Genomic DNA, 15,437 nt, shown 5'->3' with positions numbered 1-15,437 from the left:
GCAGCCCGCCGCCCCGGCTCCGGCCGCCGCACCGGCGAAGGCCGCGGCGCCCGCGAAGGCTCCGGCGCCCGCCAAGGCCCCGGCGCCCGCCAAGCCGGCCGCCGCCAAGCCCGAGCCCGCCGCCGCCTCCCCCGAGGGCCCGGAGTTCGTGACGCTGCGCGGCCCGTCCGCCGCGGTCGCCAAGAACATGAACGCCTCCCTGGAGCTGCCCACGGCCACGTCCGTGCGCGCCGTCCCGGTGAAGCTGCTGTTCGACAACCGCATCGTCATCAACAACCACCTCAAGCGGGCCCGCGGCGGGAAGATCTCCTTCACGCACCTGATCGGGTACGCGATGGTGCAGGCCATCAAGGCCATGCCGTCGATGAACTACTCCTTCGGGGAGAAGGACGGCAAGCCGACCCTGGTCAAGCCGCCGCACGTCAACCTCGGTCTCGCCATCGACCTGGTCAAGCCCAACGGCGACCGCCAGCTCGTCGTCGCGGCGATCAAGAAGGCCGAGACGCTGAACTTCTTCGAGTTCTGGCAGGCCTACGAGGACATCGTCCGCCGCGCCCGCGACGGCAAGCTGACGATGGACGACTTCACCGGCGTCACCGTCTCCCTGACCAACCCCGGCGGCCTCGGCACCGTGCACTCCGTGCCGCGCCTGATGCCCGGCCAGTCGGTGATCATGGGCGTCGGCTCCATGGACTACCCGGCGGAGTTCCAGGGCACCTCCCAGGACACCCTGAACAAGCTCGGCATCTCCAAGGTCATGACGCTCACGTCGACCTACGACCACCGGGTGATCCAGGGCGCCGCCTCCGGCGAGTTCCTGCGCCAGGTCGCCAACCTGCTGCTCGGCGAGAACGGCTTCTACGACGAGATCTTCAAGGCGCTGCGCATCCCCTACGAGCCGGTCCGCTGGCTCAAGGACATCGACGCCAGCCACGACGACGACGTCACCAAGGCCGCCCGCGTCTTCGAGCTGATCCACTCCTACCGGGTCCGCGGCCACGTCATGGCCGACACCGACCCGCTGGAGTACCGCCAGCGCAAGCACCCCGACCTGGACATCGTCGAGCACGGCCTCACCCTGTGGGACCTGGAGCGCGAGTTCGCCGTCGGCGGCTTCGCCGGCAAGTCGATGATGAAGCTGCGCGACATCCTCGGCGTGCTGCGCGACTCGTACTGCCGCACGGTCGGCATCGAGTTCATGCACATCCAGGACCCCAAGCAGCGCAAGTGGATCCAGGACCGCGTGGAGCGCCCGCACTCCAAGCCGGAGCGCGAGGAGCAGCTGCGCATCCTGCGCCGGCTGAACGCGGCGGAGGCCTTCGAGACCTTCCTGCAGACCAAGTACGTCGGCCAGAAGCGGTTCTCCCTGGAGGGCGGCGAGTCGGTCATCCCGCTGCTGGACGCGGTCCTCGACTCCGCGGCCGAGTCCCGCCTGGACGAGGTCGTCATCGGCATGGCCCACCGCGGCCGCCTGAACGTGCTGGCGAACATCGTCGGCAAGTCGTACGCGCAGATCTTCCGCGAGTTCGAGGGCAACCTCGACCCGAAGTCGATGCACGGCTCCGGCGACGTGAAGTACCACCTGGGCGCCGAGGGCGTCTTCACCGGCCTGGACGGCGAGCAGATCAAGGTCTCGCTGGCCGCGAACCCCTCCCACCTGGAGACGGTCGACCCGGTCATCGAGGGCATCGCCCGCGCCAAGCAGGACATCATCAACAAGGGCGGCACGGACTTCACCGTCCTGCCGGTGGCGATCCACGGCGACGCGGCCTTCGCGGGCCAGGGCGTGGTGGCCGAGACCCTGAACATGTCGCAGCTGCGCGGCTACCGCACCGGCGGCACGGTCCACATCGTCATCAACAACCAGGTCGGCTTCACCGCCGCCCCGGAGTCCTCGCGCTCCTCGATGTACGCCACCGACGTGGCCCGCATGATCGAGGCCCCGATCTTCCACGTGAACGGCGACGACCCGGAGGCCGTCGTGCGCGTGGCGCGGCTCGCCTTCGAGTTCCGCCAGGCGTTCAACAAGGACGTGGTGATCGACCTCATCTGCTACCGCCGCCGCGGTCACAACGAGTCGGACAACCCGGCCTTCACCCAGCCGCTGATGTACGACCTGATCGACAAGAAGCGCTCGGTGCGCAAGCTCTACACCGAGTCCCTGATCGGTCGCGGCGACATCACCCTGGAAGAGGCCGAGCAGGCGCTCCAGGACTACCAGGGCCAGCTGGAGAAGGTCTTCACGGAGGTCCGCGAGGCCACCGCGCAGCCCGCCGTCCCGGCCTCCGCCGACCCGCAGGCCGGCTTCCCGGCCGAGGTCGACACGGCGATCTCCGCCGAGGTCGTCAAGCGGATCGCCGAGTCCCAGGTCAACCTCCCCGAGCACTTCACCGTCCACCCGCGTCTGCTGCCCCAGCTGCAGCGCCGGGCGGCGATGGTCGAGGACGGCACCATCGACTGGGGCATGGGCGAGACCCTCGCCATCGGCTCGCTGCTGCTGGAGGGCACCCCGGTCCGGCTGTCCGGCCAGGACTCGCGCCGCGGCACCTTCGGCCAGCGCCACGCGGTCCTCATCGACCGCGAGACCGGCGAGGACTACACGCCGCTGCTGTACCTCTCCGACGACCAGGCCCGCTACAACGTCTACGACTCGCTGCTCTCCGAGTACGCGGTCATGGGCTTCGAGTACGGCTACTCGCTGACCCGCCCGGACGCGCTGGTGATGTGGGAGGCCCAGTTCGGCGACTTCGCCAACGGCGCCCAGTCGGTCATCGACGAGTACATCTCGGCCGCCGAGCAGAAGTGGGGCCAGACCTCCGGCGTCACGCTGCTGCTGCCGCACGGCTACGAGGGCCAGGGCCCGGACCACTCCTCGGCCCGGATCGAGCGCTACCTCCAGCTGTGTGCGCAGAACAACATGACGGTCGCGATGCCGACCCTGCCGTCGAACTACTTCCACCTCCTGCGGTGGCAGGTGCACAACCCGCACCACAAGCCGCTGGTGGTCTTCACCCCGAAGTCGATGCTGCGCCTGAAGGCCGCCGCCTCGAAGACGGAGGAGTTCACGACGGGCCGCTTCCGCCCGGTCATCGGCGACGCCTCGGTCGAGGCGAACGCCGTGAAGAAGGTCGTCTTCTGCTCCGGCAAGGTCTACTACGACCTCGACGCCGAGCGGAAGAAGCGCGGCGTGACGGACACCGCGATCATCCGCATCGAGCGCCTGTACCCGCTGCCGGGTGCCGAGCTGCAGGCGGAGATCAAGAAGTACCCGAACGCCGAGAAGTACCTGTGGGCCCAGGAGGAGCCGGCCAACCAGGGCGCCTGGCCGTTCATCGCCCTCAATCTGATCGACCACCTGGACCTGGCGGTCGGCGCGGACGTGCCGCACGGCGAGCGCCTGCGCCGTATCTCCCGCCCGCACTCCTCCTCTCCGGCCGTGGGTTCCGCGAAGCGGCACCAGGCGGAGCAGGAGCAGCTGGTGCGCGAGGTGTTCGAGGCGTAGCCGCCGCCGCGGGCGTCCTCGTCCGCGGGTCGCACATGGCCGGGCCGCATCCCCGAGTGGGGGGTGCGGCCCGGCCGCTTTCGCGGGGGGGGGTGGTGCGGGCGGCCCCGCTTTCGCGGTGGGTGGTGCGGGCCGGGGCGTCCCGGGTGCCGGGCGCGCGGACCGGGCGTTTCCGCGGACTTTCGGCGCACTTATCCTTGGGCGCATGTACTTCACTGACCGTGGCATCGAAGAGCTGGAGAAGCGGCGGGGCGAGGAGGAGGTCACCTTCGAGTGGCTGGCCGAGCAGCTGCGGACCTTCGTCGACCTGAACCCGGACTTCGAGGTTCCGGTGGAGCGGCTGGCCACCTGGCTGGCGCGGCTGGACGACGAGGAAGACGAGTAGGGCCGGGACGGCCCGGTATCGGAGGCCCGGACGGGCCGGACCGGTGCCGGCCGGGCGTGGGCCGGTGGCCCGACTGCGAGGCGCTCCTTCGGGGGCGCCTCTTTCGTGTGTCTTGACTTTCCGTGTCCGCGATATATCGTGTCTGGTGGTGGACACGATATGGCGTGTCGCGTCACCGTTCCGGTCCGTCCCAGGAGGTCAGCACCATGTCCGAGTGGTCCGTGGGGGAGCCCAGGAAGCTCACCTTCGACAAGCCCGTGACCGAACTGCACGTCCGCATCGTCAACGGCACGGTGAACGTCGTGGGCACGGACGACGACTCCGCCCGCTTGGAGGTGTCCGAGATAGAGGGACCTCCCCTGCTGGTCACCCAGCAGGGCGGCGCCCTGACCGTCGCCTACGACGACCTGCCCTGGAAGGGCTTCCTCAAGTGGCTCGACCGCAAGGGCTGGCGGCGCAGCGCCGTGGTCTCCCTGGCCGTCCCGGCGAGCACGCGGGTCGAGGTCGGGGTGGTCGGCGCCGCCGCGGTGGTCTCCGGGATCGACGGCCGCACGGAGGTCAGGGGCGTCACCGGCGACACCACGCTGGTGGGCGTCACCGGCCCGGTGCGCGCCGACACCGTCTCGGGCAGCGTGGAGGCGCAGGCCCTCTCCGGGGACCTGAGCTTCCACTCGGTCTCCGGTGACCTGACGGTGGTCGAGGGCGCCGGCTCCTCGGTGCGGGGCGACTCGGTGAGCGGTTCGATGATCATCGACATAGACCCGGCGAGCCGGCCCACCGACATCTCCCTGACGAACGTCTCCGGTGAGATCGCCATCCGGCTGCCCCACCCCGCGGACACCCGGGTGGAGGCGAACACCGCGAGCGGTTCGGTCTCCAACGCCTTCGAGGACCTCCGGGTGAACGGCCAGTGGGGCGCCAAGCGGATCACCGGCCGGCTGGGGACGGGCCAGGGCAGGCTGAAGGCGACGACCGTCTCCGGCTCCATCGCCCTGCTGCGCCGCCCGCAGGCCGCGGACGACTCCTGGGGCTCCGCTCCGGGCGGGACCGGCCCCGCCGACGACCCGGCCGACGGCACGACCGACAAGAAGGTGCTCTGACATGCCTCCCGTCTTCGCCCATGGACGTCTGCGGCTGTATCTGCTCAAGCTGCTCGACGAGGCCCCCCGCCACGGCTACGAGGTGATCCGCCTCCTGGAGGAGCGCTTCCAGGGGCTGTACGCGCCCTCGGCGGGCACCGTCTACCCGCGGCTGGCCAAGCTGGAGGCCGAGGGCCTGGTCACCCACACCACCGAGGGCGGCCGCAAGGTCTACGCCATCACGGACGCCGGCCGCGCCGAACTGGCCGACCGCAGCGGGGAACTGGCCGATCTGGAGCTGGAGATCCGCGAGTCGGTCGCCGAACTCGCCGCCGAGATCCGGGCCGATGTGCGCGGCGCGGCGGGCGATCTGCGCCGGGAGATGCGCGCGGCGGCCTCCGCGGCCCGGCAGGGTGCGGCGAAGGGCGGCTGGGAGTCCGGGACCGGCGAGGCGGGCGGCGCGGGCGACGAGAAGGAGGCCTGGCGGGCCGCCAAGGAGGAGATGCGCCGGGTCAAGCAGGAGTGGAAGGAGCAGGCCCGACGCGCCAAGGACGAGAGCCGGCGGGCCCGAGAGGAGGCCCAGCGGGCACGGCGCCAGGCCAAGGAGGCGCAGGAGCGCGCCCGGGCTCAGGCGCAGGAGGAGTTCCAGCGCGTCGCCCGGCGCCTCCAGGAGCAGGTGCAGGACCACTTCGCGCGGGGCGACTGGCCGACGGGGGTGCGCGAGGGACTGACCGAGATCGCCAAGGAGTTCGGCGACTTCGGGAAGAACTTCGCGTTCGGCCGCCCGTCCGCCGGTGAGGCGGCGGGGCGCGCCGAGTACTCCCAGACCCCGGAGGACTTCCCGGCCGCCTATGAACCCTCGTGGGCGCACGAGGACTTCACCGGCGACCCGGCCCGCGATCTGGACCGGCTGCTGGACCGCTTCCGCGACGACATCCGGGACGCGGCCCGCGACCAGGGCGTCACGACCGATCAGCTCCGTGAGGCCCGCCGCCATCTGTCGACGGCGGCGGCCCACATCGGCGCCCTGCTGCGCGGCCCGAAGGTCTGAGAGCCACACGGCCGGAAGGTCTGAGAGCCACGCGGCCTGACGGTCTGACGGGTGCTCAGGACGAGGTGAGGACGATCTTTCCGAACTGGTCGCCGGCGGCCAGCCGTTCGAAGCCCTCGCGGGCGCGGTCGAGCGGCAGCACCTCGTCGATGACGGGGCGGACGCCGGTGGCGGCGCAGAAGGAGAGCAGGTCCTCCAGCTCGTCCTTGGTGCCCATGGTGGAGCCGACCACCTTGAGTTCCAGGAAGAAGATCCGGGTCAGCTCGGCGTGGGAGGGCCGGTCGCCGCTGGTCGCGCCGGAGATGACGAGGGTGCCGCCGGGGCGCAGCGACTTCACCGAGTGGGACCAGGTGGCCGCGCCGACGGTCTCGATCACGGCGTCCACCCGCTGCGGCAGCCGCGCCCCGGCCTCCACCGCCTCCACGGCGCCGAGTTCCAGGGCCCGCTTGCGCTTGGCCTCGTCGCGGCTGGTGGCGAAGACCCTGAGGCCGGCGGCCTTGCCGAGGACGATCGCGGCGGTGGCGACACCGCCGCCGGCGCCCTGCACCAGGACCGAGTCACCGGGGCGTACGCCCGCGTTGGTGAACAGCATCCGGTAGGCGGTGAGCCAGGCCGTGGGCAGGCAGGCGGCCTCCTCGAAGGAGAGTTCCTTCGGCTTGGGCAGGATGTTCCAGGTGGGGACGGCGACCTGCTCGGCGAAGGTGCCCTGGTAGCGCTCGGTCAGGATGGAGCGGGGCTCCTCGGGGCCGACGCCGTGGCCGCTCTGTCCGATGACGGAGTGGAGGACGACCTCGTTGCCGTCCTCGTCGACGCCCGCGGCGTCGCAGCCGAGGATCATGGGCAGCTTGTCCTCGGACAGGCCCACGCCCTTGAGGGACCAGAGGTCGTGGTGGTTCAGTGAGGCGGCCCTGACGTTGACGGTGCTCCAGCCGGGGCGGGCCTCGGGGGCCGGGCGCTCCCCCGACTCCAGTCCGTTCAGCGGCTGGTCGCGGTCGATTCGGGCGGCATAGACAGCGAACATGACCTTGACGATAGGCCCGCCCCGCCCGTCACGGAACCGACCGCCCCTGTGACACACACCCTCTTGCCAACGATGCCGTGCGTGCGGCGGGACATACGGCGCCGCGTTCCGCCGGATGCGCAGCCGCTGCGCCGGCGAGGTGGGCCACCGAGCCCGCCCCTCTTCCCCGTGCGCGTACGGCCGGGTGCGCCGGCCCTCCCCGGGCGCGCGTCCCGTCGAGCGCGTCACCCGTATGGCCGACTGGGGGCCGCCCTGTTCGCACCCCGTTCCGCGCTACGGGCCGTCCCCGGTGGCGTGCCCGGGCACGTGAATGGCCCCGCCCTTGCGGGCGGGGCCATCCGGGTTCGTACCGGCTCGTGCCGGGTCACCTCAGCGGCGGGCGACGCCCTCCGCGCGGGCCGCCGCGGCGACCGCCGCCGTGACGGCGGGGGCGACCCGCTCGTCGAACGGCGAGGGGATGACGTAGTCCGCGGCCAGGTCGTCGCCGACGACCCCGGCCAGCGCCTCGGCCGCCGCGATCTTCATGCCCTCGGTGATCCGCGACGCCCGCACCTGCAGCGCGCCGGCGAAGATGCCGGGGAACGCGAGGACGTTGTTGATCTGGTTGGGGAAGTCGGAGCGCCCGGTGGCCACGACCGCCGCGTACTTGTGCGCGACCTCGGGGTGCACCTCGGGGTTCGGATTGGCCATCGCGAAGACGAAGGCGCCCTTCGCCATGGAGGCGACGGCCTCCTCGGCCACCGTGCCGCCGGAGACGCCGATGAAGACGTCGGCGCCGTTCAGCGCGTCCTCCAGCGTCCCGCTGAGGCCGGCCTTGTTGGTGAACTCGGCCAGCTCGCGCTTGACCGGCGTGAGGTCCTGCCGGTCGGCGGAGACGATGCCCTTGCGGTCGGCGACCGCGACATCGCCGATGCCGGCCTCGACCAGCATCTTGGCGATGGCGACACCGGCCGCGCCCGCGCCGGAGATGACGGCGCGCAGCTCGGCGATGGTGCGCCCGCTCAGCCGGGCCGCGTTGCGCAGCGCGGCGAGGGTGACGACCGCCGTCCCGTGCTGGTCGTCGTGGAAGACCGGGATGTCGAGGCGCTCCTGGAGCTTGCGCTCGATCTCGAAGCACCGCGGCGCCGAGATGTCCTCCAGGTTGACGCCGCCGAAGGACGGCGCGAGCCGCACGACGGTCTCGACGATCTCGTCGGCGTCGGTGCAGTCGAGGGCGATCGGCACCGCGTCCACGCCGCCGAACTGCTTGAACAGGATCGCCTTGCCCTCCATCACCGGGAGGGAGGCTTCGGGTCCGATGTCGCCGAGGCCGAGCACGGCCGTCCCGTCGGTCACGACGGCGACGACGGACGACTTCCACGTGTAGTCGTTGACCAGGTCCGGCTGCTCGGCGATGGCGGTGCACACCCGCGCTACGCCGGGCGTGTACGCCAGGGACAGGTCGTCCTTGTCGCGGACGGGCACGGTGGCCTGCACGGCCATCTTGCCGCCGCGGTGCAGCGCGAACGCGGGATCGAAGGAATCCAACGGCTCTGCCCCGCCGTCCTGATCCGTACTGCTGTCGCTGCGAGGATTGACGATCTCCGCTGCCACTTGGTTTTACCCCTTAATTGTTCATGGTTTGAGGGTGGCCACTCCTGGTGAGGGGTGGGCGGGACCGCGCACAGCCCTGTGAGTGATGCTTCGGGCGCATACGCGTCGGGCGCGCCGCACACGCGCCCTGAGCCCCAGGATGAGGGGTGTAAAGAACCTTCATACCGGACGGACGGCGTCGGCGACGAGTCCATAACGCGAAGGTCACATGACGACGCCCCGACACTTGGCCCAATATGGGGACAAGTGCTCGTCGAATGTTTGACAAGGCCCTGGAATCACCCAAAAGACGTGTTCCTTTGATCCACATCCCGAGACGGACAGCAGATCTTCCGGCCGGAAGAAGGCATTCCCGCAGATGATCCGGCCTTGCTGGGGCGCATAGGAGGGGTTCGGAGGTCTCCCGTTATCCGATTTTGACATGGCGAGTCCCCTGATTGGCGCATCCCGAATGGCAAGATGCGTCAATCGCACGAGGTCGCGACACCCGAAGGTGTGTTGTCGTCGACCCCACCACCCATCGGCAACGCCACCCATCCGCCGGAGGAGAACCACCATGACCGCACGCTCCACCCGTCGTACGACCACCGCCAAGCACTCCCGTCTGGCAGCGGCCGGTGCGATCGCGGTCGCAGGCGCCCTGATCCTCACCGGCTGCGGTGACCAGACCAAGGACACGGACAAGTCGTCCGACAACGCGTCGGCCGCCTCGGCGCCGCTGGCGAGCAAGCTCCCGGCCTCGATCCGCGACAAGGGCGTCATCCGGGTCGGCTCCGACATCTCCTACGCCCCGGTCGAGTTCAAGGACGCCTCCGGCAAGGTCGCCGGCATCGACCCGGACCTCGCGGACGCGATGGGCAAGCAGCTCGGCGTGAAGTTCGACTTCCAGAACGGCACCTTCGACGCCCTGCTCACCGGCCTGCGCTCCAACCGCTACGACATCGCGATGTCGGCGATGACGGACAACAAGAACCGCCAGGACGGCGTGGACCCGACCACGGGCAAGAAGGTCGGCGAGGGCGTCGACTTCGTCGACTACCTCCAGGCCGGCGTCTCCATCTACACCCGCAAGGGCGACACCAAGGGCATCGCCTCCTGGTCGGACCTGTGCGGCAAGAAGATCGCCGTGGAGCGCGGCACCGTCTCCGAGGACCTCGCCAAGTCCGAGACGAAGAAGTGTCCGGCCGGCAAGAAGATCACCATCCAGGCCTTCGACGACAACCAGCAGGCCGAGACCCGCCTGCGCTCGGGCGGCGCCGACGCCGTCTCCGCCGACTTCCCGGTCGCCGCCTACGCGGTCAAGACCTCCGGCGGCGGCAAGGACTTCGAGATCGTCGGCGACCAGGTCGAGGCGGCCCCGTACGGCATCGCGGTCGGCAAGTCGAACACCCAGTTGCGGGACGCCCTCCAGGCCGCGATGGACGCCGTCATCAAGAGCGGCGAGTACCAGAAGATCCTGGCCAAGTGGGGCGCCCAGGACGGCGCCGTCCAGCAGTCCGCCGTCAACGGCGGCAAGTGACCGCCCCCGCGCGGCCACCGAAAGGCAACACCTGTGAGCGCTGACATCGACAAGACGGCGGAGCCCAAGGGCACGCCCCCCGCAGGACCGCAGGCCGTGAAGGCCATCCCGGTCCGTCACTACGGGCGGTACGTCACCGCCGTCATCGCGATCGCCCTGCTCGCCGCGATCATCTACGCCTTCAGCCAGGGCAAGATCAACTGGCAGGCCGTCCCCGACTACTTCTTCGACGACCGGATCACCACCGGCGTCGGCAAGACCCTCCTGCTGACGGTCCTGTCGATGCTGATCGGCATCGTCGGCGGCATCGTCCTCGCGGTGATGCGCCTGTCGAAGAACCCGGTGACCTCGTCCATCGCCTGGTTCTACATCTGGTTCTTCCGCGGCACCCCGGTCCTGGTCCAGCTGTTCCTCTGGTTCAACCTGGGCCTGGTCTTCGAGTACATCAACCTGATGCCGTTCTACAAGGACTACTGGTCGAACTTCATGACGCCGCTGCTGACGGCGCTGCTCGGCCTGGGTCTAAACGAGGCGGCGTACATGGCGGAGATCTGCCGCGCCGGCCTGCTCGCGGTCGACGAGGGCCAGACCGAGGCGGCCCACGCGCTCGGCATGAGCCACGGCAAGACCCTGCGCCGGATCATCATTCCGCAGGCCATGCGGGTGATCGTGCCGCCGACCGGCAACGAAGTGATCAACATGCTGAAGACGACCTCGCTCGTGGCGGCCGTCCAGTATCCCGAGCTGTTCCGCTTCGCCCAGGACATCGGCACGGTCTCCGGCGCCCCGGTGGAGATGTACTTCCTCGCCGCCGCCTGGTACCTGATCCTCACCTCCGTGCTGAGCGTCGGCCAGTACTACCTGGAGCGCTACTACGCACGCGGCTCCAGCCGCAGCCTGCCGCCGACGCCGTGGCAGAAGGTCAAGGCCAACATGTTCTCCATCGGCCGGCCGAAGGGAGCCGTGGGCGCATGAGCGACAAGCTCACGAAGCAGGACGCCACCCCGCGCGACACCACCGTCGCGATGGTCAAGGCGGAGGGCGTGCACAAGTCCTTCGGCCAGGTGGAGGTGCTCAAGGGCATCGACCTGGAGGTGAAGCCGGGCGAGGTGTTCTGCCTCATCGGCCCCTCCGGCTCGGGCAAGTCGACCTTCCTGAGGTGCATCAACCACCTGGAGAAGATCAACGCGGGCCGGCTGTACGTGGACGGCGACCTCGTCGGCTACCGCCAGCACGGCGACAAGCTCTACGAGCTGCGCGACCGCGAGGTCGCCATGAAGCGCCGCGACATCGGCATGGTCTTCCAGCGCTTCAACCTGTTCCCGCACATGACCGCCGTCGAGAACGTCATGGAGGCGCCGGTCCAGGTCAAGGGCGCGAGCCGGGCCGAGGCCCGGGAGCGGGCGATGGGCCTGCTGGAGCGGGTGGGCCTGGCCGAACGCGCCGGCCACTACCCCTCGCAGCTGTCCGGCGGCCAGCAGCAGCGGGTGGCGATCGCCCGGGCCCTGGCCATGGACCCCAAGCTGATGCTGTTCGACGAGCCGACCTCGGCGCTCGACCCGGAGCTGGTCGGCGACGTCCTCGACGTCATGCGCGACCTCGCCGAGTCCGGTATGACGATGGTCGTCGTCACCCATGAGATGGGCTTCGCCCGCGAGGTGGGCGACAACCTCGTCTTCATGGACGACGGCGTGGTGGTCGAGTCCGGCCACCCGCGCGAGGTCCTGACCAACCCGCGGCACGAGCGCACCCAGTCGTTCCTGTCGAAGGTGCTGTAACCCCGGCGGACGCGGAAAGGGGCGGTACGGGATTCCCGTACCGCCCCTTTCGCCGTGGTCGGCTACTTCAGCGCCAGCAGCAGCGTGTCCGACGGGGAGCACCAGACCGGGCGGGCCTCGGCGAAGCCCTTCTCGCGCAGCACGCGCGCGTGCCAGGCCGGCGACGGCATGTCGCCGTCGGCGTGCTCGCCGTAGATCTCGAACCGGCGGGCGGTCGGCTCGGCCAGCACCGGGTCCTGCGCGGCCAGCTGCCACCACTCGGCCCAGTCCAGCGCGCCCCCGTCCCTGGCCCGATCCATGCGGGCGTGCCGCTGCGCGCGCTCGGCGGCGTTGATCCGGGGGGTGGTCTCGTCGATCATGTGGTCCGCGTTCATGAAGACGCCGCCGTCGCGGACGAGGTCCGCGATCGATCCGTACAGGGCCGCGAGGGGTTCGCAGTGCAGCCAGTGCAGGGCCGTCGCGGTCAGGACGGCGTCGTAGGAGTCGTGCGGCAGCTTCGCCGTCCAGTCGGGGTCCTTCAGGTCGGCGGTGACGAAGGAGACCCGCTCGTCGCCCTCGAAGGTGCCGCGGGCGATGGCGAGCAGCGCCGGGTCGAGGTCGACGCCGGTGCTGGTGGCGCCGGGGAAGCGGGCGAGCAGGCGGGCGGTGATGGTGCCGGTGCCGCAGGCGAGGTCGAGGACGCGCGGCGCGGTGCCGACGAGGGCCTCGACCATGTCGAGCATGATGCGGAAGCGGTCCTCGCGGTCCGGCATGTACCACTCCTGCTGCCGGTCCCAGCTTCGCTGCCAGGCCTGCCAGTCGGCTCCCGCAGCGGTGAGGTCCGGGTGCGTGTCCGTCATCGTCGCCCTCCCTGACGTAGGTCGCGTAATACCCTGGAAGCACGACCGTCTGTTACAAGGTCGTGCCCACGACCATAGGGCACACCGGTAAGGACTACAAGTGGAACTGGCCTATTACTCGGACTACGCCGTCCGTCTCGTCAACACCGAGGAACCGGCCCGGGGGAAGGACACCCTGACGTCGGTGGAGGCGGTCCGGGAGCTGTTCGGCGCCAACGGCTCGGCGGCCCGCCGCGCCACCGAGGCCGATGTGACGCGCTTCCGCTCGGTGCGGGCCCGGCTGCGGGCGGTCTTCGAGGCGGCCGACCAGGGCGACGAGACCCTGGCGGTGGCGCTGCTGAACTCCCTGCTGCTGGAGTTCCCGGTGAGCCCGCAGATCTCCGGGCACGACTACCGGGACGAGGACGGCCGCCCGCTGTGGCACATGCACCTGGCCGACCACCCGTCGAACGCCACGGCCGGCTACGCGGCGATCGCCGCGATGGGCCTCGCCTTCCATCTGACGGAGTACGGCGTGGACCGGCTCGGCCTGTGCGAGGCCGCGCCCTGCCGCAACGCCTACCTCGACACTTCCACCAACCGCTCGCGCCGCTACTGCTCCGACCGCTGCGCCACCCGGGCCAACGTGGCCGCCTACCGCGCCCGCAAGCGCCTGGAGGCCGACCGGTCGGCGAACACGGGCCTGGCGGCCGACAGCGCCCAGCGCACCAGCGCCGGCCCGAAGCGCTGACCGGGCCGCCGCGGCCGGTAGCGGAACCACACCTTCCCGAGCACCAGCTCCTCGGGGACGGCGCCGTAGTCGGTGCTGTCGCCCCCGGCGTACGCGTTGTCCGCGAGCACCCACCAGCCGCCCTCGCGCCGCTCCGCGGCCCGTTTGACGACCAGCAGGTCCTGCTGGAACGGATGGCGCAGGACGATCACGTCACCCGGCCGGATGCGCGCCCCGTACCGCACCAGGAGCCGGTCGCCGTGGTACAGCGTCGGCACCATGGACGGCCCGGTCACCTCGGCCAGCCCGAAGGGCACTACGGCGGCCCCGCGCTCGGTCTCCTGCGACAGCTCCGGCATCCCCGGCACCTCCCCGGTCCGTTCGTCCACCAGTCTCAGTCTGACCCTGGACTTTTGTCCTAAGCCCAAGGGGGCACCCGAGAAATCACGCCTTGCAGGGAGTAATGTCCCACCTGAGAAGACGATCACGAGGAAGGAATGCTCCATGCTTTCCCGCCTGTTTGCCCCCAAGGTCAAGGTCAGCGCCCACTGCGACCTGCCCTGCGGCGTGTACGACCCGGCCCAGGCCCGCATCGAGGCGGAGTCGGTGAAGGCCGTTCAGGAGAAGATGGCCGCCAACGAGGACCCGCAGTTCCGGGTGCGTGCCATTGTCATCAAGGAGCAGCGCGCCGAGCTGGCCAAGCACCACGTCTCCGTGCTGTGGAGCGACTACTTCAAGGCCCCGCACTTCGAGAAGTACCCGCAGCTGCACCAGCTGATCAACGACACCCTGAAGGCCCTCTCGGCCGCCAAGGCCTCCGCCGACCCGGCGACGGGCCAGCAGGCCCTGGACCTCATCGCCGAGATCGACAAGATCTTCTGGGAGACCAAGAAGGCCTGAACCCCAGGCTTCGGCGGCGGCCCCCTCACCGGGGCCGGCGCCCAGAGCGTGACCCAGGGAGGCCCGGCCGCTTCGCGCGGCCGGGCCTCCGCTCGCGTTCTGGGAGATCGTCTGGGAGATCCTCGGCGGTGTGGCCGACCGAGGGGGAGAGTGGTCCGGGGCAGGGAGCGTGGTCCGGGGCCGCGGAGGGCGGTCGGGGCGCCGAGGGCGGTCGGGGCTCGGAGGGCAGTCGGGGTGGTCGGCCCGCGACGGCCGGCTCACGGCGGTCGGCTCGGGGGTGTCGGTTCGGCGGCCTACGATCGGCGTATGAGCATCCGCTGGACCTACGCCTTCGTCGACCGGCCCGCCGCGCGGTTCGCCCGTGCGCTGGAGTTCTGGACGGCCGTCACGGACACCCGGCTGTCCGAACTCCGTGGCGATGAAGGGGAGTTCACCACATTGCTGCCGGACGGCGCCGATCCGTGCGTCAAGGCGCAGGCCGTCGGTCCGGGGGACGGTGGCGCGCATCTCGACCTCGTCGGCGAGGACGTCCGGGGAGTGATGGCGGCGGCGGTGCGGCTCGGGGCCGTGATCGTCGCCGATCACGGCGAGTGGGCCGTACTGCGGTCGCCCGGTGGGCAGTTGTTCTGCGCGGTGCCCTGGGGCGGGGAGTCCGTGCGTCCGCCCGTCGTCCGGGGCAGCCGGCTCGATCAGGTGTGTCTGGACGTCCCGCCCTCCGCCTTCGCCGCCGAAGTCGCCTTCTGGGGCGGGCTGCTGGACGACTGGGAGTCGCGGCCCGGCTCCCGGCCCGAGTTCCACGTCCTCACACCGCCGCCCGGCCTCCCGGTCCGCCTCCTGCTGCAGCGCCTGGACGGGGAACGGCCCGCCGGCGCCCATCTGGACCTCGCCTGCGCGGACATCGCCGCCACCCGCGCGGACCACGAGCGGCTGGGCGCCACCCATGTGGCCGACCATCCGCACTGGACCGTGCTGCGCGACCCGGCCGGCGGTCTGTACTGCCTGACCGGGCGGGACCCGGAGACGGGCGGGCTGCCCGCCGCCGGGCGGGGCTGAGGCGGGGA

At 70.7% G+C, this 15,437-nt stretch carries 14 protein-coding genes; 10 read left to right on the top strand and 4 right to left on the bottom strand.

The window, feature by feature from the left end:
* The 4 genes from K7787_RS05350 to K7787_RS05335 all read left to right on the top strand — a co-directional run.
* On the top strand, positions 1 to 3,502 hold a 3,502-nt coding region (locus K7787_RS05350; protein ID WP_223000632.1), incomplete at its 5' end, for a multifunctional oxoglutarate decarboxylase/oxoglutarate dehydrogenase thiamine pyrophosphate-binding subunit/dihydrolipoyllysine-residue succinyltransferase subunit.
* Positions 3,503 to 3,707: 205 nt separating this feature from the next.
* Positions 3,708 to 3,887 carry a DUF6104 family protein gene (locus tag K7787_RS05345; RefSeq protein ID WP_014674941.1) on the top strand — a complete coding sequence of 60 codons (180 nt, stop codon included), beginning with the start codon at positions 3,708 to 3,710 and terminating at the stop codon, positions 3,885 to 3,887.
* Between the two features lie 206 nt (positions 3,888 to 4,093).
* Positions 4,094 to 4,987: a DUF4097 family beta strand repeat-containing protein gene (locus tag K7787_RS05340; protein ID WP_223000631.1), complete on the top strand. Its 894-nt coding sequence runs from the start codon at positions 4,094 to 4,096 to the stop codon at positions 4,985 to 4,987.
* Between the two features lies 1 nt (position 4,988).
* Positions 4,989 to 6,017, top strand: coding sequence for a PadR family transcriptional regulator (locus tag K7787_RS05335; RefSeq protein WP_223000630.1), 1,029 nt, complete (start codon positions 4,989 to 4,991; stop codon positions 6,015 to 6,017).
* A gap of 55 nt (positions 6,018 to 6,072) precedes the next feature.
* Here K7787_RS05335 and K7787_RS05330 read toward each other — a convergent pair whose 3' ends face one another.
* Positions 6,073 to 7,038, bottom strand: a complete 966-nt coding sequence (locus K7787_RS05330; RefSeq protein WP_019980412.1) for a zinc-binding dehydrogenase — start codon at positions 7,036 to 7,038, stop codon at positions 6,073 to 6,075.
* A 369-nt stretch (positions 7,039 to 7,407) separates the two neighbouring features.
* On the bottom strand, positions 7,408 to 8,631 hold the full coding sequence (locus K7787_RS05325; protein WP_009190581.1) for an NAD(P)-dependent malic enzyme: 1,224 nt from the start codon (positions 8,629 to 8,631) through the stop codon (positions 7,408 to 7,410).
* A gap of 556 nt (positions 8,632 to 9,187) precedes the next feature.
* Here K7787_RS05325 and K7787_RS05320 point away from each other — a divergent pair.
* The 3 genes from K7787_RS05320 to K7787_RS05310 are packed head-to-tail and all read left to right on the top strand — an operon-like array spanning position 9,188 to position 11,928.
* A complete protein-coding gene (locus K7787_RS05320) occupies positions 9,188 to 10,150 on the top strand; it encodes an ABC transporter substrate-binding protein (RefSeq protein WP_019980411.1) in 963 nt (320 codons plus the stop codon).
* Positions 10,151 to 10,183: 33 nt separating this feature from the next.
* Positions 10,184 to 11,125 (top strand): amino acid ABC transporter permease, encoded by a 942-nt coding sequence (locus tag K7787_RS05315; protein ID WP_019980410.1) that lies wholly within the window; start codon positions 10,184 to 10,186, stop codon positions 11,123 to 11,125.
* The gene (locus K7787_RS05310; RefSeq protein ID WP_372456604.1) at positions 11,122 to 11,928 is read left to right on the top strand and encodes an amino acid ABC transporter ATP-binding protein; all 807 of its coding nucleotides are present in this window, start codon (positions 11,122 to 11,124) and stop codon (positions 11,926 to 11,928) included. Before K7787_RS05315 ends, K7787_RS05310 begins: the two co-directional genes overlap by 4 nt.
* Before the next feature lie 62 nt (positions 11,929 to 11,990).
* Here the strand turns inward: K7787_RS05310 and K7787_RS05305 are convergent, their stop codons facing one another.
* Complete coding sequence (locus K7787_RS05305; RefSeq protein WP_009190577.1) at positions 11,991 to 12,767, bottom strand: class I SAM-dependent methyltransferase; 777 nt, start codon at positions 12,765 to 12,767, stop codon at positions 11,991 to 11,993.
* Positions 12,768 to 12,867: 100 nt separating this feature from the next.
* Here K7787_RS05305 and K7787_RS05300 point away from each other — a divergent pair, with 100 nt between their 5' ends.
* Complete coding sequence (locus K7787_RS05300; protein ID WP_009190576.1) at positions 12,868 to 13,497, top strand: CGNR zinc finger domain-containing protein; 630 nt, start codon at positions 12,868 to 12,870, stop codon at positions 13,495 to 13,497.
* Here K7787_RS05300 and sodX read toward each other — a convergent pair.
* Complete coding sequence (sodX, locus tag K7787_RS05295) at positions 13,401 to 13,835, bottom strand: nickel-type superoxide dismutase maturation protease (protein WP_009190575.1); 435 nt, start codon at positions 13,833 to 13,835, stop codon at positions 13,401 to 13,403. The two genes, K7787_RS05300 and sodX, sit on opposite strands and share 97 nt — an antisense overlap.
* A 145-nt stretch (positions 13,836 to 13,980) precedes the next feature.
* Between sodX and sodN the strand changes: the two genes are divergently transcribed.
* The gene (gene sodN, locus K7787_RS05290) at positions 13,981 to 14,376 is read left to right on the top strand and encodes a superoxide dismutase, Ni (RefSeq protein ID WP_009190574.1); all 396 of its coding nucleotides are present in this window, start codon (positions 13,981 to 13,983) and stop codon (positions 14,374 to 14,376) included.
* A gap of 306 nt (positions 14,377 to 14,682) precedes the next feature.
* On the top strand, positions 14,683 to 15,429 hold the full coding sequence (locus tag K7787_RS05285) for a VOC family protein (protein WP_223000629.1): 747 nt from the start codon (positions 14,683 to 14,685) through the stop codon (positions 15,427 to 15,429).
* Positions 15,430 to 15,437 lie beyond the last annotated feature (8 nt).

The sequence above is a fragment of the Streptomyces sennicomposti genome (genome assembly GCF_019890635.1).
GTDB lineage: Bacteria > Actinomycetota > Actinomycetes > Streptomycetales > Streptomycetaceae > Streptomyces > Streptomyces sennicomposti.
The sequence above is the reverse complement of the archived record's forward strand: the minus strand, read 5'-3'. Positions and strand labels throughout refer to the sequence as shown.

Excerpts from the sequence above, each read along its gene's own strand:
- K7787_RS05320 (WP_019980411.1), top strand. The coding sequence starts at position 9,188 with ATGACCGCACGCTCCACCCGTCGTACGACCACCGCCAAGCACTCCCGT.
- K7787_RS05305 (WP_009190577.1), bottom strand. The coding sequence starts at position 12,767 with ATGACGGACACGCACCCGGACCTCACCGCTGCGGGAGCCGACTGGCAG.
- K7787_RS05335 (WP_223000630.1), top strand. The coding sequence starts at position 4,989 with ATGCCTCCCGTCTTCGCCCATGGACGTCTGCGGCTGTATCTGCTCAAG.
- K7787_RS05345 (WP_014674941.1), top strand. The coding sequence starts at position 3,708 with ATGTACTTCACTGACCGTGGCATCGAAGAGCTGGAGAAGCGGCGGGGC.
- K7787_RS05310 (WP_372456604.1), top strand. The coding sequence starts at position 11,122 with ATGAGCGACAAGCTCACGAAGCAGGACGCCACCCCGCGCGACACCACC.
- K7787_RS05330 (WP_019980412.1), bottom strand. The coding sequence starts at position 7,038 with ATGTTCGCTGTCTATGCCGCCCGAATCGACCGCGACCAGCCGCTGAAC.
- sodN (WP_009190574.1), top strand. The coding sequence starts at position 13,981 with ATGCTTTCCCGCCTGTTTGCCCCCAAGGTCAAGGTCAGCGCCCACTGC.
- sodX (WP_009190575.1), bottom strand. The coding sequence starts at position 13,835 with ATGCCGGAGCTGTCGCAGGAGACCGAGCGCGGGGCCGCCGTAGTGCCC.
- K7787_RS05340 (WP_223000631.1), top strand. The coding sequence starts at position 4,094 with ATGTCCGAGTGGTCCGTGGGGGAGCCCAGGAAGCTCACCTTCGACAAG.
- K7787_RS05285 (WP_223000629.1), top strand. The coding sequence starts at position 14,683 with ATGAGCATCCGCTGGACCTACGCCTTCGTCGACCGGCCCGCCGCGCGG.